Origin of the sequence: Indolivaga capnocytophagoides (assembly GCF_036511535.1) — a bacterium.
Taxonomy (GTDB): domain Bacteria; phylum Bacteroidota; class Bacteroidia; order Bacteroidales; family Dysgonomonadaceae; genus Dysgonomonas_A; species Dysgonomonas_A capnocytophagoides.
In genome coordinates this window covers 158,836-178,524 of the sequence record NZ_AP028867.1, presented here as the reverse complement: position 1 = coordinate 178,524, position 19,689 = coordinate 158,836, and the positions used below count along the sequence as shown (strand labels likewise).

Annotated in this window: 11 protein-coding genes and 1 tRNA gene; all 12 read left to right on the top strand. The window is 37.9% G+C overall.

Annotated elements, in window-relative coordinates; translation table 11 throughout:
* The first annotated feature begins 2 nt into the window (after window positions 1-2).
* The 12 genes from hisG to AABJ51_RS00865 all read left to right on the top strand — a co-directional run bounded on the left by hisG (window position 3) and on the right by AABJ51_RS00865 (window position 19,446).
* Entirely contained in the window at window positions 3-854 is an 852-nt protein-coding gene (gene hisG, locus AABJ51_RS00920) for an ATP phosphoribosyltransferase (RefSeq protein WP_338374015.1), read from the top strand.
* Window positions 855-948: 94 nt separating this feature from the next.
* Window positions 949-1,419: a hypothetical protein gene (locus tag AABJ51_RS00915; RefSeq protein WP_026627048.1), complete on the top strand. Its 471-nt coding sequence runs from the start codon at window positions 949-951 to the stop codon at window positions 1,417-1,419.
* Window positions 1,416-1,946: a GNAT family N-acetyltransferase gene (locus AABJ51_RS00910; protein WP_026627047.1), complete on the top strand. Its 531-nt coding sequence runs from the start codon at window positions 1,416-1,418 to the stop codon at window positions 1,944-1,946. The genes AABJ51_RS00915 and AABJ51_RS00910 overlap by 4 nt, the downstream gene beginning before the upstream one ends.
* The gene (gene hisD, locus AABJ51_RS00905) at window positions 1,946-3,223 is read left to right on the top strand and encodes a histidinol dehydrogenase (RefSeq protein WP_338374013.1); all 1,278 of its coding nucleotides are present in this window, start codon (window positions 1,946-1,948) and stop codon (window positions 3,221-3,223) included. The genes AABJ51_RS00910 and hisD overlap by 1 nt, the downstream gene beginning before the upstream one ends.
* Window positions 3,220-4,128, top strand: a complete 909-nt coding sequence (locus AABJ51_RS00900; RefSeq protein WP_338374011.1) for a GNAT family N-acetyltransferase — start codon at window positions 3,220-3,222, stop codon at window positions 4,126-4,128. Before hisD ends, AABJ51_RS00900 begins: the two co-directional genes overlap by 4 nt.
* A 328-nt stretch (window positions 4,129-4,456) precedes the next feature.
* Window positions 4,457-5,485: a histidinol-phosphate transaminase gene (gene hisC, locus AABJ51_RS00895; RefSeq protein WP_338374009.1), complete on the top strand. Its 1,029-nt coding sequence runs from the start codon at window positions 4,457-4,459 to the stop codon at window positions 5,483-5,485.
* Window positions 5,486-5,488: 3 nt separating this feature from the next.
* A complete protein-coding gene (gene hisB, locus AABJ51_RS00890) occupies window positions 5,489-6,604 on the top strand; it encodes a bifunctional histidinol-phosphatase/imidazoleglycerol-phosphate dehydratase HisB (RefSeq protein WP_338374008.1) in 1,116 nt (371 codons plus the stop codon).
* A gap of 66 nt (window positions 6,605-6,670) precedes the next feature.
* Window positions 6,671-6,741, top strand: a tRNA-Cys gene (locus tag AABJ51_RS00885).
* A gap of 780 nt (window positions 6,742-7,521) precedes the next feature.
* Window positions 7,522-10,806 carry a SusC/RagA family TonB-linked outer membrane protein gene (locus tag AABJ51_RS00880; RefSeq protein WP_026627257.1) on the top strand — a complete coding sequence of 1,095 codons (3,285 nt, stop codon included), beginning with the start codon at window positions 7,522-7,524 and terminating at the stop codon, window positions 10,804-10,806.
* Between the two features lie 12 nt (window positions 10,807-10,818).
* On the top strand, window positions 10,819-12,858 hold the full coding sequence (locus tag AABJ51_RS00875) for a RagB/SusD family nutrient uptake outer membrane protein (RefSeq protein ID WP_338374007.1): 2,040 nt from the start codon (window positions 10,819-10,821) through the stop codon (window positions 12,856-12,858).
* A 121-nt stretch (window positions 12,859-12,979) separates the two neighbouring features.
* Entirely contained in the window at window positions 12,980-14,926 is a 1,947-nt protein-coding gene (locus AABJ51_RS00870; RefSeq protein ID WP_338374006.1) for a family 43 glycosylhydrolase, read from the top strand.
* 452 nt (window positions 14,927-15,378) lie between these two features.
* Window positions 15,379-19,446 carry a two-component regulator propeller domain-containing protein gene (locus AABJ51_RS00865; protein WP_338374004.1) on the top strand — a complete coding sequence of 1,356 codons (4,068 nt, stop codon included), beginning with the start codon at window positions 15,379-15,381 and terminating at the stop codon, window positions 19,444-19,446.
* Window positions 19,447-19,689 lie beyond the last annotated feature (243 nt).

The window sequence follows — 19,689 nt, the reverse complement described above, 5'->3', positions numbered from 1 at the left end:
TTATGCTACGAATCGCTATTCAATCCAAAGGGAGACTCTTTGAAGAAACTATGGAACTGCTTGGGGAAGCAGGCATTAAGCTTAATAACAAAAAAAGAACATTGTTAGTGCCGGCCACCGGCTTTAATGTAGAGATACTATTTCTCCGTGACGATGATATACCTCAGGCTGTGGCAACAGGGGTTGCCGATGTAGGTATTGTGGGAGAAAACGAATATGTAGAAAAACATGAAGATGCTACAGTTGTTAAACGATTGGGGTTCAGTAAATGCAGACTTTCGTTGGCAATACCAAAAGATGAGGCTTACAATGACCTGAAATGGTTTGAAGGAAAGAAAATTGCAACCTCATATCCATATATTTTAGAGAATTTTCTCGCAGAAAATTCCATAGATTCAGAAATTCATGTAATTTCGGGGTCTGTAGAGATTGCTCCAAGTATCGGACTGGCTGATGCGATATTCGATATTGTCAGTTCGGGAAGTACATTAGTAAGCAACCGCTTAAAAGAAGTTTCTGTCGTAATGGACTCTGAGGCTTTGCTTATTAGTAATAAAAAGCTGACAGACGACAAAATTCAAATATTGGATGAATTGACATTTCGTATCAACTCGGTACAAAAAGCCGAAGGTAAGAAATACATATTGCTGAATGCACCCAATGACAAACTGAACGAAATTATAAAGTTACTGCCGGGAATGAAAAGCCCCACAGTATTGCCATTAGCCGAAACAGGATGGAGTTCGATCCATTCGGTCATTGCAGAAAAAGAATTTTGGGAAATAATAGGAAAACTGAAAGCATTAGGGGCTGAAGGTATTCTGGTCATTCCGATTGAAAAGATGATATTATAAGGTCTCAATCCTTTTTATTATCTTGGCAAAGGATAATGCCGTAAGATCAGTTTTTACCGTTATCCGGATTGAATGTTAATAACACCTTATAAATATGTATAGTGTACAAAGCTACTTCAGATCGTTGTATCTGACACACGGAATAATAGTTCTTGCATTAGGCGCATTTCTTGCTTTTTCGAAATGGGAAGTTGTACCCTATCGGGAAGACGAATTTGATATTCCTTTTCTGGTATCGGATGTGATTATTATTATTCTGGGACTGATCTATGCTTTGATATATCTTCGGAAAAAATGCAAATCAGCTAAACACAAACGTGGACTACAGGAAAAACTCTTTATTTACAGAAAAGGGCTGCTGGTATCGTGGTTTGTTATGGCTGTTATGACTTTATTTTCGACTGCCGCGTACATTATGACCGGTGATGAAAAGTTTGTGTATATCTCGTTATTCTGTGTATTGGTTTTATTATTAAACCGGGCCTCTGTTTCGAGAACGATTAAAAATCTGGACTTGTGCGAGGAAGACGCTAAAGTCCTGAAAAATCCATATTCTGCCCTATGATAATAGAAATCACGGAAAACATCCGGTTAAAAAAAATTTCCATAGACGCTGTACCTCTCATATTTAAAGCGTTGGATACAGAACGCAAACAACTGAGAACCTGGCTTCCTTTTGTAGACAGTACTCTAAAGGAAGACGATACTCGGGAATTTGTGCAAAGTGCAGTGGAAGAAGACAAACCTCAGTTCTGTATATTTTACAAAAAGGAGTTTGCCGGACTTGTTGGGTTTAATAATATAGACATGCTGAATAAAAAGGCAGAAGTCGGCTATTGGCTCTCTACCCGATTTGAAGGTAAAGGCATCATGACCCGATCGGTTAAAGAATTACTGATGTATGGTTTTACCGAACTCGATCTAAACAAAATAGTAATAAAAGCTGCAACAGAAAACCAACGTAGCCGGAAAGTTGCTCAACGTCTCGACTTTACGCTCGAAGGTATAGAAAGAGACGGAGAACTTCTTTGTGACAATCAATTTACAGACTTGGCCATATATGGCTTATTAAAAAAAGAATTTACAATCTAATGCAAGTTATAAGATATCCGAAAAGGGAAGAATGGGAAAAGTTGATTCAACGACCTACATTCGATACATCTTCTCTGAATGATACCGTTTCGGCAATCCTGTCCGACATTAAACAAAATGGAGACAAGGCCGTAATACAGTATGAAGAAAAGTTTGACAAGGTAAAACTATCCTCTTTGAAAGTTGAGATTTCGGAGATTGCCGAGTCTGAAAAAAAATTATCCGAAGAATTAAAAACAGCTATAACAACCGCTTGCCGGAATATCCAGAAATTTCATCAGTCACAGGTATTCGAATCCAGAAAGATAGAAACGACAGAAGGAGTTATCTGCTGGCAAAAGTCGGTAGGAATAGAAAAAGTGGGGCTTTACATCCCCGGAGGAAGTGCACCCCTGTTTTCGACAGTTCTGATGTTGGCTGTTCCCGCTAAAATAGCAGGCTGTAAAGAAATAGTGTTATGTACCCCACCCGATAAACACGGCAATATAAATCCCGCAATACTCTATGCGGCTAAGACTGCAGGTGTAAATCAGATTTATAAAGCCGGAGGTGTACAGGCTATCGGTGCAATGGCATACGGAACAGAGTCAATACCGAAAGTATATAAAATATTCGGTCCCGGTAATCAGTATGTAATGGCAGCCAAACAATTGGTAAGTCTCAAAGATGTTGCAATAGACATGCCCGCAGGACCATCGGAAGTACAAGTAATAGCCGATCAGACAGCCAATCCGGCATTTATAGCTGCCGATCTACTCTCTCAAGCAGAACATGGGCCTGATAGTCAGGTTATACTAACGACTACCGATGAAAAACTGATCGATAATGTTTTGACTGAAATAGAGAAACAACTTGCCGAACTACCCCGTAAAGAGATTGCAGAAAAAGCGTTAGTACACAGCAAAGCCATCTTGTTACAAAATACGGACGAAATTATAGACCTCACCAATGAATATGCACCCGAGCATCTGATCATAGAAACAGAAGGTTATATAAACATTGCAGATAAGATAATCAATGCCGGATCTGTATTTTTAGGGAACTATACCCCCGAAAGTGCCGGTGATTACGCCTCAGGTACTAATCACACCCTGCCAACTAACGGATATGCCAAAGCCTACAGCGGAGTCAATCTCGATAGTTTTATAAAGAAAATAACTTTTCAGGAGATCAGCCGTGAGGGTATACAAAATTTAGGAAACACAATTGAAATAATGGCCGAAAACGAACTGCTTTTCGCTCACAAAAATGCTGTAACATTAAGACTTAAAGAATGAACTGCTATACTATTGAATACGGATCCAAAGCTTACAAGCAAAGTGTAGATCTAAGGTATGAAGTTTTACGTAAACCTTTAGGGTTGAGATTTTCTACTGAAGATCTGATGAATGACCAAAATGATATTTTATGTGTTTGCGATGTGGATGGTATTATTGCCGGTACTTGCATATTATCTAAAGTAGATAATACAACTCTTAGATTAAGACAAATGGCTGTCGATTATCATTTTCAGGGAAGTGGCATAGGACGCAGATTAATTTTATTTGCAGAACAAAAAGCGAAGGAACTAGGGTATTCAAAGATAGCAATACATGCGAGAAAAGTCGTTGCTGAATTTTATTTTAAATTGAAATATAAACAACTTGGCGAAGAATTTACCGAAATAGGTATTCCACATTACTCACTCGAAAAAACAATAAATACAGATAATAATCTTATGAATACTAATTGGAACAGCGAGCAGCAACATATTCTTGATACTGTTGCAAAATATATAGACATCAATGTAGTACCATTCGGAAAACCTCAGAATACGGTATTGGATATAGAAAAACGAGATCCGATGTACGGAGGAAACGGAATAGTGTATATGCTTTCGGTTTTCGAGAAAGGAGCTTTAGTAAATAACAGGATCGGTGTTTATATGGTATTACTCAATAAAGGTGACCAAGCCGGATTTCATGAACATGGATCTAAAAAAGAACAGGAATTATATGTAATCATTAATGGTGAAGGAAGTTATAGTGAGAGAGTCGGCGAGAATTACGAAACCCGCACTCTGAACTTGAAAAAGGGTAATATAACCTCAATACAAGGAGACAATAATTACCATTCCATAACCAATATAGGCAATGAGCCTTTGATCGTTTTTGTTGTGACTACTTACGAAAGAAACAGTTAAGAGTATTCTGTAATTTTATCTATAAGTGTATAAATAGATGATGCACTGAATGATCAGAAAAAAATGGTTATTGATAAATATGAGTAAAAGGGAGTAACCTTTGTCTCCTTTTTAGAAATTCTGCAGGGGTGAATAATTATTCGTCCGGTATTAGCAGGTAAAAGATTTTTTGTTACTCGAGTTTTGTAATCCGAAAGAACGGCGTTTAGAATAAAACAGTAACACCCCAAAATGGACATGAAGTGTGCAACCTTTGTTACCTTTTCGAAATCGATAACTGATAACTGATTCTGTAACCTTTTTCAGAAAAAAATTAATTTACTTAAATATGGACTTAAACAAATTGGTTCGTAAAAATATACAAAGCTTGAAAGCTTATTCCTCGGCTCGGGATGAATTCAAAGGAGAAGCATCAGTTTATCTTGATGCGAATGAAAATCCATTGAACGGGCCTTACAACCGTTATCCGGATCCTCTTCAATGGAAACTTAAAGAACGTGTTTCCAAAATCAAAGGGGTTGAGGTCGATAAAATATTCTTCGGTAATGGCAGTGACGAGCCTATCGATATTGTGTACAGGGTATTCTGCGAACCGGGTAAAGACAACGTGGTTGCAATAGATCCTAGTTACGGAATGTATAAAGTATGTGCAGACATCAATAATGTTGAATACCGTCAGGTTTTACTTAATGACGATTACAGCCTCAATGCCGATCTTCTGCTAAAAAAAGTAGATGAGCAGACTAAACTAATTTTTCTCTGTTCACCAAATAATCCTTCGGCTAATATACTTGATAAATCTGAGGTACTGAAGGTTATTACTTCATTTAAGGGTATTGTAATAATCGACGAAGCTTATATCGATTTCTCGATAGAAAACAGCTGGTTACCCGACTTAGACACTTATCCGAATCTGATTGTTCTTCAAACCTTTTCTAAAGCATGGGGACTGGCTGCGATCCGGCTGGGTATGGCTTTTGCTTCTGTTGAGATTATCAGCTATTTTAATAAGGTGAAATATCCTTATAATATCAATATTCTTACACAAAACTTTGTTTTGGAAGAACTGAACAAAACATCGCTGAAAGAAGAATGGGTAAAAACGCTGATAGCTCAAAGAGAATGGTTGAATAATAACTTAGGACAAGTCTCTTTTGTGGAAAAAATATACCCATCGGATGCTAATTTTATTTTAGTGAAAGTTAAAGATGCGAATAAAACATACAACTCTTTAGTTGAAAAAGGAATTATTGTCCGCAACCGCAATTCTATTTCATTATGTCGGGATTGTTTAAGAATAACCGTAGGAACGGAATCTGAAAACAAAATCCTGATTGAATCTTTAAAATCTTTATAATTGATGTCAAAACGAGCTTTATTTATAGACAGGGACGGAACAATCGTAATTGAACCGCCTATCGATTACCAATTGGATAGTTTAGAGAAACTTGAATTTTATCCTAAGGTTATACGTAACTTATACTTTATTCAAAAGAATCTCGATTTCGAATTTGTAATGGTCACTAATCAAGATGGTTTGGGTACATCCTCTTTTCCTGAAGATACATTCTGGCCTGCACACAACAAGATGCTGAAAACCCTCGAAGGCGAAGGTGTTACCTTTGATGATATACTGATAGACCGAAGCTTTCCCGAAGATAATACTCCAACACGTAAACCCCGAACAGGAATGCTTGGTAAATATACAGGCGGAGATTATGACCTCAACCGTTCATTTGTCATAGGAGACAGGCTTACAGATGTGGAATTAGCTAAGAATTTAGGAGCTAAGGCTATTTTTCTACGTGAAGATATTGACGTTCCTTCCGAATTAAAACCATTTTGTGCGTTGCAAACTTCAGATTGGGATGTTGTCAGTGAATATCTTTTCGCAGGAGAACGTCGTGCCGAAGTGAAACGGACTACAAAAGAAACTGATATCTTTGTTTCTTTAAATCTAGATGGTAAAGGCGTTTGTGATATTCATACAGGGCTGGGCTTTTTCGACCATATGCTCGAACAAATCGGCAAACATGCCAATGTTGATCTTACAATCAGAGTCAACGGAGACTTAAACGTTGATGAACATCATACGATAGAAGATACCGCTATAGCATTAGGCGAAGCCATCAGTCTGGCTCTAGGTGATAAAAGGGGGATTGAACGTTATGGATACTGTCTTCCTATGGACGATTGCTTGTGTTCCGTAGCTATTGACTTCGGTGGACGTCCATGGCTAGTTTGGGAAGCTGACTTCAAAAGAGAAAAAGTTGGAGATATGCCTACTGAAATGTTTTTACATTTCTTCAAATCATTAAGCGACTCAGCGAAAATGAATCTGAATATAAAAGCAGAAGGAGCAAATGAACATCATAAGATAGAAGGTATCTTTAAAGCCTTAGCTAGAGCGATTAAGATGGCTAAAAAACGGGATATTTTCAATTACGAGCTGCCGAGTACAAAAGGCATCATTTGAATTTTCTTTAGGAATCATTGTTAAATAAAGAAATTCTTATATCTTTGCAGTCGCTAAGAAGGAAATGGTTCCTTGGCCGAGTGGCTAGGCGCCGGTCTGCAAAACCGTTTACGGCGGTTCGAATCCGCCAGGAACCTCATAGTAAAAAAAGACCTTGTAAGAAAAACTTACAAGGTCTTTTTTTTGTGGTACCCATTTATCTATTAATCTCTCTCCTATCTCTTTTTTCAGCGTCCTAAATTTCGAACAAAAATCAGAGAAAAAAAGAGAGAGAAGCTATTATCATAAGTTCTCTGATATACAATCACCTGATAAATTTAGATCAAAAAAACTGATAGTATTTCCGCTTTTATACTAAGCATCCCCTTCCACAAGGGATTCAGACATCATTGATCAAAAACTGAACTTTTTTGAATGATTAAAGGACATTTTTCTGTCAGACATTCTACTATTTTACACAATCATTTTTTGTTAGCTAATGTTGCCGTTTCGGTGGAATATTATAATAAGTTATAAATAAAGTAAATTCCATTTATCCATGAAAAAAACAAACCATTAATTATGTATCTACTCAATTCCTAACTATCAGTATACGCTAGTCGCAGCTATACTCTGAGAAAGACAATTCAAGGATTCCACACATTCTTATAATATTTATAAGACACCAAAGGTCTAATAATAACATCAATCAGTTTTTATTGACATATTCTTCAGTATACTCTCAACACTAATGGGATGAAGATAACTCAAAAACTCAGATTTTTTCATTATTTGATCTAAAGGGAATACTCAATTGAAGCCTCTCCCCGTAGTGGTCATGTGTTATCATATTTGCAAATAGCTCAAAATGTGTTAATACTCACTAACATCCTAAAACTATTAATATTATCACGGATTATCAATTAATTATTTTTACTATGAAGAAAAACTCGCCGAAAAGAGTAGAATGCTCTTTGTATAAGAGTATTCGAAAAACAGTTTTCTTGATTATGCTGACTTTACTGAGCACTCTCAGTGCTTTAGCTCAAGAACGATCGATATCAGGAGCCGTTATAGATGAAAAAGGGGAACCTTTAATCGGAGTATCGGTTTCAATTAAAGGGACAACAACCGGAACTTTAACCGATATTGATGGGAAATTTAAATTAAATGCCGCTTCTCATGCTGTCTTATCCGTTTCATATCTGGGATATACAACAAAAGAAGTATCTGTCGGAAATCAATCAGTAATAAACATTTCATTGGTTGAAGACAGTAAAGTGCTAGATGATGTTGTAGTAGTCGGATTTGCGACACAGAAAAAAGTAAATCTCACCGGATCTGTAGGTATAGCCACAGCCAAGGAACTAGACTCTCGCCCTGTAAGTAATGCAACACAGGCATTGCAAGGGCTTGTACCGGGGTTACAGATATCGACTAATAATGGATCACTGGATAAAAACATGAATATAAATATTCGTGGAACAGGTACTATAGGGGAAGGATCCAGTGGGTCTCCTTTGATATTAATAGATGGTATGGAAGGAGATATTAATACTATCAACCCGCAGGACATCGAAAATATATCAGTTCTGAAAGATGCTGCAGCATCATCTATTTATGGATCGCGAGCTCCGTTCGGAGTTGTTTTAATAACAACTAAAAAAGGTAAAAGCGGTAAAGCATCTATTAACTATAACAATAGTTTCCGGATCAACAGCCCCATAAACCTACCGAAGATGATGGATTCGTATACCTTCGCTAATTATTTTAATACAGCAGCAAAAGGTGTAGGTTGGGGAACAGTATTCTCAAATGATGTAATGCAAAAAATGCTCGATTTTCAGGCTAAAGGCGGAACAAGCAAAGGCGGACTTCCTACTAACGGTACTGTATGGGGAAAGCCGGCAGGAGACCCCTTTACTGAAGCATATGCTAATACTGACTGGTATTCGGAAATATACAAAGACAATAGTTTCTCTCAGGAACATAATATTAGCTTAAGCGGTGGATCAGAAAAGATCACGTACTATACAGCCTTAGGTTACCTTGATCAGAATGGATTGCTACGTCAGGGTGACGATGGTCTAAAGCGCTACAACGTTACAGCCAAAATTAATGCTGAGATGACAGACTGGCTAGACTTCAGCTATAACTTACGCTATATCCGCGTAGATAATTGGAGACCAACTGCTTTTAACGACGGGTTATACGAAAAAATCGGCCGCCAAACATGGCCTAACCTTCCTATATATGACGAAAACGGCTTTTATCATAACAGTAATGCACAAACTCCGGCTATGCAATTGGCTCTGGGAGGCAAACGCACAAGCCAAACAGACAAGATATATCATCAGGGTGCATTTATCTTAGAACCTATAAAAGACTGGAAAACCCATTTCGAATTCAACTATAGTACTAATACTACAGATGTACGCGAAATATCATTGCCATACTATAACCACAAGGTTAATGGAGATATTGATGATACAAACGGAACAAACAGTTTGTACCAAGACCATAAAAAAGAAAATTACTGGAATATCAACATTTTCTCAGATTATACCAGAACATTTAATGAAAATCATAACTTCAAAGTTATGGGAGGTTTTCAGGCTGACGAAATGAAACAATCGTTTTTCAGTGCAAAAGGATATGGTTTGTTATTAGAAGATTTGGCCGAATTAAACCTGATAAGCAGTTTAGACGGGCTTGGAGCAGATAAAATACCGGAAGTAGGCGGATACAGAAACGAATGGGCAACCGCCGGATTCTTCGGTCGTATCAATTATGACTATGACGGAAAATATCTCGCAGAAGTAAATATGCGTTACGATGGAACTTCTCGTTTTCGCAGAGGAAACAGATGGGATTTATATCCATCATTCTCGGCCGGATGGAATATTGCACGTGAAAGCTTTTGGCAGCCATTTGAAAAAACAGTAAGTATGTTGAAACTACGTGCTTCTTACGGAGAACTGGGCAACCAAAATACAAATGTTTGGTATCCGACCTATCGCGAAATGGAGCTGAAAGCCGCCAATGGCGGATGGTTGCAAAATGGTGTAAAACCAAATACAGCCAAAATCGGAGATCTTATAAGTACAATGTTGACATGGGAAACTGTAAGAACATGGAATGTGGGACTAGACTGGGGAATGCTAAACAACCGCTTAACCGGATCATTCGATTATTACAATCGATTCACGGATAACATGGTAGGACCAGCTCCTGAGCTTCCTGCTGTGATAGGTATTACCGCTCCAAAAACAAATAACTGTGACCTAAAGACCGCAGGATGGGAGCTTGTATTATCATGGAATGACCGTCTGAAAAATGGCTTTGGATACAGTGCCAAAATGATGTTATCTGATGCACAAACTACTATAGAAAGCTATCCCGGAAATACAACCAACTCTATTTGGTCATATGTCGGAGGACGTAAAACCGGTGAAATATGGGGATATCAGACTGTAGGAATCGCTAAAACTCAAGAAGAAATGGATGCTCACCTTGCTAAAGTAGGCGGTCAATCATTCGGCTCTGAATGGGGTGCCGGAGATATCATGTATGCTGACCTCGATGGAAAAGCAGGAATATCGGAAGGAGCCGGAACCATAGACGATCATGGAGACCTGAAAGTGATCGGGAACAGTACTCCTCGTTACTTCTTCGGGATAGACCTTTCGGCTGACTGGAAAGGACTCGATTTCAGAGCATTCTTCCAAGGTGTAATGAAACGTGACATTTGGATGAACAGTAATATGTTCTGGGGTGCGGTACAAGATCAATGGTGGTCTACAGGACTTAAAGAACATGGCGATTACTTCAGAGCAGAAGCTTCGGGTCTAAATAATGAAATACCTGCAAATTTGGATGCTTATTACCCTCGTCCTTTATTCGGTTGGGGAAGTAACGGAGCAGGTAAAAACCACAAGGCTCAGACCAGATATTTGCAAGATGCATCTTATATAAGATTGAAAAATCTTCAAATTGGTTATACCCTACCGGCTTCACTAACTCAGAAACTATCTATCAGTAAATGCAGAATTTTTGTTTCAGGCGAAAATCTGTGGACAGGAACATCATTATCTAAGCTATTCGATCCTGAAACTGTAGATGGTGGAGATACTGGTAGCGGCGCAAATCAATTTATCAAAAACGGAGGAAATGCTTATCCTCTTTCTAAAACTTGGTCATTTGGTCTTAGTCTAACTTTATAAAAAGATATTATCATGAAATTATATAGAAAAATAGTTATAGGTTCTCTCCTACTCGCCCTTACCGGAGGATTATCTTCCTGTGATGATTTTTTGGACAAGGAACCACAGTCCAATGCATCTCCCGAGAATACATTGACTGAAGCTAATCAGCTTGCTTATTATGCAAATAACCTGTATGCTGATATTTTACCATCACACAGTAACTGGAGTTATGGTATTTTCGGAGAAGACAACAATACAGATAATCAGACTGGGGTTTCGGCTCACGACCGTTATACATCCGATCGGTGGAAAGTAGCCCATAATGAAACCGACAATTGGAAGTTCGAAATGATTTATCGTTGTAATTATTTCTTTTCGCTGGTAACTCCCCGATATGGAGAAGATTTAAGCGGATCGGCAAATACGATCACAGGTAGTCTTCCCGAAATAAAACATTACATCGGAGAAATGTATTTCTTACGTGCCTGTGAATACTTTAAACGTTACCAGATGTTCGGAGACTTTCCGATCATAACAGAACCTCTTGCAGATAATTCAGCTGTATTGACAGAAGCCAGCAAACGTAAACCACGCAATGAAGTTGCCCGCTTCATCCTTTCGGATCTTGACAAGGCAATCACATTATTGTCGGAAAGTAGTACGGCAAAAACACGTATCAACAAAGATGCAGCACTTCTTTTAAAATCGAGAGTAGCTCTTTTTGAAGGTACGTGGCTCAAATATTTCAAGGGAACGGCATTTGTACCGAATGGAACAGACTGGCCGGGAGCTCAGAAAGATTATAACTCAGGATACCAATATCCAAGCGGTAGTATAGATGAAGAAATCAACTATTTCCTTGATCAGGCAATGGATGCTTCGAAACAAGTAGCAGAAGAGTATAAAGGCAAGCTAACAGTAAATACCGGAACATTACAACAATCGGCTACAGACGCAGCAAACCCATATTTCGATATGTTTGCTCAAGAAGATTTGTCCGGTGTGCAGGAAGTTCTGTTATGGCGCCAGTATGGTCGTGGCTTATCTACACATAATGTGAATTCAGCGGCGGGACGCGGTAATTATCGCATAGGAGTTACCAGGGGATTGGTTAACAGCTTTTTGATGGCCGATGGTACTCCCGTTTATTCTCATGGAACATATGCAGCCGGAGACGGATATTACAAAGGTGATAAAACAATCGCTGATGTTCGTGCAAACAGAGACCCTCGTCTGTCAATATTCCTGAAAGAACCGGGACAAAACAATATTCTGTTTGAACTTGATAACTCAGAAGGTACAGAAGCTGTATTAGTTGAACCTTACCCAGCTATCACAAACGGAGACGGCGAGCGTGGATATGCAACCGGCTATGCTCTGCGTAAGGGTGGATCATTCAACAAAAAATACTATGCTAACGGAGGAGGCTACACTGCAGCTATCTGTTACAGAGCAACAGAAGCCCTTCTTAATTACATGGAAGCAAGTTATGTAAGAAAAGGAACTCTGGATGGTACTGCGCGTGAATATTGGACTATCATACGTCAACGCTCTCATGTTTCTACAGATATAGACAATACAATCAGCAAAACAGTAATGGCTAAAGAAGCCGAAAATGACTGGGGAGCATATTCTGCCGGAAATCTGATAGATGCTACGCTTTATAACATACGCAGGGAGCGTCGCAGCGAATTAATCGCCGAAGGTTTGAGATATATGGATCTGTGCCGTTGGCGGTCGATGGATCAATTGATGACCACTCCATACCACATCGAAGGTTTCCACTTGTGGAATACACCGATGGAAAGCTGGTATAACAACCTGATTGCCGATGGAAGCGAAAACGCAAATACATCGTCAAAAGACAAGAGTGAATATCTTCGTCCTTTCGAAAGATACAGTGCTCAGGCTGCTTATAACGGTATGACTTGGAAAATGGCTCACTATCTACAGCCTATCATGATCAAACAATTCCAACTAACGACAACAAGCGGTTCGGATCTTTCGTCTTCAACGATTTATCAAAATCCGTATTGGCCGTTAGTAGCTGATCAGCCTGCTGAAAAATAAGATTGCGATTTAGAATCATTCTGAACAATTAAGTGAGTTAGTAAATAGGTCTGAGACCTTAAATGTGAAGCTAATAAGATTTCTACAGGAAGTCTTATTAGCTTCTATAAATCAATAAAATATGAATTTTATAAAACATATCTTAGTATTGTATGTTCTGCTATCCAGCTGTTTTTGGGTATCTGCAGAAAAAAGATCTTCTTTTTATCCGGGTAACCTATGGCTCGATAACAATGAGAAGATTATCAATGCTCATGGAGGAGGAATTCTTTATCATGCCGGCAAATATTATTGGTTTGGCGAGCACAAGGGGGAAAACACCAATGCTGCATTAGTAGGTGTAACTTGTTATTCTTCGGATGATTTGTACAACTGGAATTACGAAGGAGTTGCACTTCCTGTATCTGAGGATAAAAACAGCCCTATAACAAAAGGATCAGTAATAGAACGGCCGAAGGTTATCTATAACGCTAAAACCGGAAAGTTTGTAATGTACTTTCACCTCGAACTGAAAGACAAAGGCTACGAAGCAGCTCATACCGCAGTAGCTGTGAGCGATAATCCTTCGGGACCATACAAACTATTGAACAATAATCGTGTCAATGCCGGAAAATGGCCGGAAAATATGACCGATCCACAGAAACAAATAAAAGATAGACCGGAAGATTTCGAGTGGTGGACTCCTGAATGGAGAAAAGCTATCAAAGAAGGGTTATTTACCCGTCGTGATTTTCAGGGAGGACAAATGTCCCGCGATATGACTCTCTTTGTAGACGATGACAACAAAGCATACCATATTTATTCATCAGAGGATAATCTGACACTTCAGATTGCCGAGTTAACCGATGATTATTTGGGATACACCGGAAGGTATATCCGCATAGAACCGGCAGGACATAACGAAGCTCCGGCTATCTTTAAGAAAGATGGTAAATATTTTATGATTACATCGGGATGCACAGGCTGGGATCCGAATGCTGCACGCCTATTGACTGCCGACAACATTATGGGTACATGGACATTGCACCCAAATCCCTGTATCGGTAAAAATGCAGAACTCACATTCAACTCACAAAGCACATACATCCTTCCTGTACAAGGCAAAAGAGATGCTTTTATATTCATGGCGGATAGATGGAGACCTAATAATCCGATTGACGGCAGATATGTATGGCTCCCGATATTGTTTGAAAATGGAATGCCTGTGCTGAAATGGTTTGACAACTGGAACCTAAATATATTTGACCAGATAAGTGCTGATAATTCTGCACCAACTCAATATGAAGGATACAAGCTTGCTTGGAATGACGAATTTAACGGAGAGGGACATCCCGACCCGAAAGTCTGGAGTCATGAAAAAGGATTCACCCGGAATGAAGAATTTCAATGGTACCAACCCGAAAACGCAAAATGCAGCAATGGAGTATTGACTATAAGCGGAAAAAAAGAACGAATCAAAAATTCAAATTACGATGCAGGCAGTAACGATTGGCGAAAGAACAGAGAGTATGCCGAATATACTGCGTCATCAATAAAAACCGAAGGTAAAAAAGAATTCAAATACGGACGTTTCGAAATCAGAGCAAAAATACCTACAGCAAAAGGATCATGGCCTGCTATCTGGACGCTGGGAAATTCGATGGAATGGCCTTCCAACGGAGAGATAGATATTCTGGAATACTATCAGATAGACGGGGCTCCTCATATTTTGGCTAATACAGCATGGGGCACAGACAAAAGATTCACTGCAGAATGGAACTCTTCGAAGATCCCGTTTTCTCATTTCCTGAAAAAAGATCCGAACTGGGCAGATAAATTCCATATCTGGCGTATGGATTGGGACGAAAATTATATACGCCTGTATCTGGATAACGAGTTGTTGAATGAAACACCTTTAGATAAAACATTCAACGGATCTTTAGGTAAGAAGAAGAATCCATTCCGCCAACCTCATTACCTGTTATTAAATCTGGCAATAGGTGGAGTAAACGGAGGCATACCCGACGATACAGCTTTTCCTTTGAAATACGAGATAGATTATGTAAGAGTATATCAGAAGGTTAAATAAACATTGAGCCTTTTTATACAATTTTATCTATATAAAGAAAATCTGCAAATCCTTAAATTAAAAAAATAGCAGATAAAGAAAAAATGACTTTCAGTTACTTAAAAGGAAACATCAGGAATAATACATTTTTCGTGTAACCTTTGTAACCTTTTTCAAATACCCCACCCCCTAAAGTGGTTTCTCGAGAGAAAGACAAATCCACTTTAGGGGACAGCCGGGGAAAAAGGAAACAATCGAAAGCTGAACATAAAGGATGTTACTTTTGTTACCTTTTCAGCTTAATTGAGAATTAATAAGGTAACAGAAAGTATTTAAAGACTTGCTTTAAAGCGATAACCTACTGTTGCTTATGCTTGTAAAGTTAAGAAATAAGCCTGAGACCTTAATTGAAACTTCGAACTGATCAACGGTCACTGATTTTATGTTACCTTTATATATATTCATTATCGATCATGAAAAATATAATCAGACTTCTTGTTTTATTCGCCATCATACTGATCAGGCCTGTTTCTGCTCAATATGCCTATGCTAATCTTTTTCCTTTGGGTAAACAGCTACCTTCAAGCTCAGTAAGGTGTATGTTTCAGGATAGAGACGGGATAATGTGGTTAGGCACAAGCGATGGATTATGCAGATACGACGGATATCGTCTTCATGTATACAGGTCGAGTGCCAAAAGTCCCGATTTGTTATCGAACAATGATATACGCTGCATCACAGAAGATGGTAAAGGAAGACTTCTTATAGGTACATGGAAAGGAATAAATATACTGGATCCGAACACAAATAGAATATCGAGCCTCAATTTTCCTGAACTAAATACCGAAATAAGATCGATAGTCATTGACAAAAAAGGATATATCTGGATTGGTACATACGAGCGGCTGGTACGATGTTCACCCGATTGGAAAGAATGTAAAACATACGATCTGTATCTGCCTAAAACCAGTGTCAATTCCATATTTATGGATAACAAGGGTGAAATATGGAGCCTATTCTGGCAACAGGGACTCTATAGGTATAATTCGCAAAAAGATAAATGGGATGCGATGCCCAAAATCGGGGATGATAACAACCCATTCAAAATGTTTCAGGATAAAAAAGGACAGCTTTGGATAACAAGTTGGGATGATGGTATATATATGATGCATCCGGAAAAACCATCTCAGATGTATACCCCGGTTAGTGCTGATAATGCTAACGAAAAAAGTAGGTTCGCGGCTATTTTCGGAATACAACAGGATGATAAATACGGCTATTACTGGATGGTAGGACATCAGGGATTAACTGTTGTCGACTATAAAAATGGCAAGTTTAGCATTATAGACATGAATAATGTGACTTCTAAAATGAATAACATATTCAGTACGATACAAAAAGATACTGAAGGCAATATGTGGATAGCAGCATTTAATGAAGGTGCATACATTATAAATCTGAACAACCCGGTTATAAAAAATTATCCGTTTCCGATGATTAAATCTCAGACGGGAGGTTTAACAACCGACATTAAAGCAATATACGAAGATGGAGACGGAGACTTGTGGATCGGACAAAACAGATGGGGATTAGGGATATATTCCCACAAAGACAATACACTCAGATTTTTTAATGAGTTTCCTTCATTGAAAAATCTAAAAGGAATAACCAGTATCGTTTATATAAACAAATTCTCGTCAGAACCTGATGTTGTATGGGTTTGTTCGGAATACTCTTCACTAATATATGTAATAAAAAAAGTCAACAATAATCTCCTATTAGACCGCACATATGACCTTGAAAAAATCGGTGGCGGCTATATTCAGCAGATATTTGAAGATAACAGAAAAATACTATGGATAACCACTTCTACCGGAATATTTTACAAACCCTACGGTGAGGACATACAGAAAATAGATATAAATATTAAAGATGCATCAGGTATAACAATGGATAAACAGGGAGATATCTGGATCAGTACAAGAATACAAGGTATCTTTAAATTTACCCCTGTCAAAATCGGAGGCTCTCTGAAAGCCGAGAACCTGGTAAATCTAAGCAAAGAAAACAGCACACTGCTCAGCAATGACATTGAGTGTATCAGTGCTGATAACTCAAAAACAAATATATGGATAGGCAGCAAAGAAGGAAACATTTTTATAGTCAACTCCCATAATTTGCTGATAAATAATATTTCAAGCGAATTTTACGGCTATATCAACGAAGGAATACAGAATATTGTTGTAGACTCAAAAAATCATGTATGGATCTCAACAAACAAATGCATTATCGAATATGACCCTCTAAATAAAGGAAAAATAGCTTATACACCAGAAGACGATATTATTGTGAATTCTCTCTCGGTAAACTCATATTATTACTCCGAAGGTAAATATATTTATTATGGAGGAAACAGAGGTATCACACGTCTGACTAACAATATCAGCCGTCTGTCTGAAAAAGCAAAAAAAACAGAGGTTCTGATAACAGATGTAAATATTAATAACAATTCTATTCTCGATGCGTTGCTGCCCGACAGCTATAGTTTAGATAAAGAAAAAAGAGTACTCCGATTAGGTAATGATGCAAAGAATGTCCGGATTGATTTTTCTGCACTAAATTACTCGTATCCCCATAAAGTATTATATGCATACCGAATAAAAGGGATAGATGATGACTGGATATACACAAATGGTGAACGTCAATTTGCATTCTATAACAAACTCCCTAAGGGGTCTTATACACTTGAACTTAGAGCAACGGATATAAACGGCTTATGGAGCGACACCATAAGTTCATACTCTATAATAAAAGCACCCATGTGGTACGAAACATGGTGGGCATATTTATTATACACATTTATCATCATTGCCATACTATACATCATTTATATAAAGACGCAAAAGCAGATGATGCTGAAAAACGAATTGCGTATTACTCAGATAGAAAAAGAAAAATCGGAAGAACTAATTCAAGCCAAATTGAGTTACTTCACCAATATCTCACACGATTTCCTGACTCCTATCACAATTATTTCGTGTCTGATAGACGATATCGAAATATTATATCTTAATAAGATACCACAACTTAACAAGATGAGATATAATCTGAATAAACTTAAGCGTCTAATTCAACAGATTCTTGATTTTCGAAAACTTGAAAGTGGTAAACTCGATCTAAAAGTTAGTTCAGGAGACATATCTACCTTCATCAGAGAATTATGTGAAACAAATTTCGAACCTCTGATGAATAAAAAACATATTAATTTTTCTTTCATTACAGATGAAGATTCAATACCGGCATTCTTCGATGCCGACAAAATAGAGAAAGTCATATTTAACCTTCTATCCAATGCCTACAAATATACAGATGAAGGAGGACTAATAACGGTAAATTTAAAGCTGCAGAAAAAAGAAGGATCCCAATATATTATCATCCGGATTAGTGATACAGGCATAGGTATAGACCCTAATAACCTGAAATTAATCTTTAACAGATTCTTTAGCCACAAAGGTAAAAAAGGAGTGGAAGGAAATGGTATCGGGCTGGCCTTAACCAAAGAACTTCTGCAACTACACCATGCAACCATAGATGTAGAAAGTGAGATAAATAAGGGCTCAACCTTCTCAATTTGCCTTCCTATTGATAGAAACTGTTATTCGGATACAGAAGTTGATTCCTCTAAACAGCTTCCAATTTTAGAAAATACCTACAATCATCTTATTGAGGAAGCATCATTTAGCTTAACAGAAAGTACGAATGAACAGTTGAAAGTGGATGATAACAAACTATTGATTGTTGAGGACAATGAAGAACTGCTAACCCTCATGTCTCAGATTTTCTCGAGATACAGAAGAGTAATAACCGCATCGAATGGATCTGAGGCAATGTCTGTCATTCAAAATAATGACATAGATATAATCGTGAGTGATGTAATGATGCCCGAAATGGATGGACTGACTCTATGCCAGACTCTAAAATCTGATATCAAGACCAGCCACATACCAATAATACTACTTACGGCAAAGAATAACCCCGATGATAGAATAGCATGTTATAATGCAGGAGCTGACGGATACATAGCTAAACCTTTTGAACTTAAGGTACTGGAAGCACGTATACAGAACTTCCTCTCAAACAAACAGATCAAACAACAGGAATTCAAACTTGACTCAAATATAGATACAGACAAGCTGGAAACTTCCCCTATTGATCAACAATTTCTGAGTCAGGCTATATCTATCATACAAGACCGGATACTTGACACTGAATTCGAAATCAATGATCTGGCTCAAGACTTGTGCATGTCGAAATCGTCTTTATACAGAAAAATCAAAGCTACGACAGGCCTATCTCCTATTGAATTTATTCGCAATATACGATTGAAGCATGCATGTCAAATGCTAGGGGATAACTCCATCACGATTTCGGAAGTTGCATACGCTTGTGGTTTCTCAAATCCAAGATATTTTTCATCTTGCTTTAAAGAAGAGTTTGGTACTACACCAAAGGCATTTCAGAAATCGCGGAATAATAAGTAAACAGAATGTTATTAACATTAGAGATGAATCCTTTTCTGCCTTTGTCTTAAGATTGAATAAAAGAAAGAACTGTAGAAAAGTTTAATAAATAAGGTTTTAGCATAGCTTCCGAACAGGCTCATATACATTTTCTGGTCAATTAATCAGTCTTCTCAGATCATCATTAATAGGAAGTAGCAACAATGTTAAACTGTATATTTCTAAGCCTTATATTTCGGTAAAGTATTTATTAACAAAAAAGTC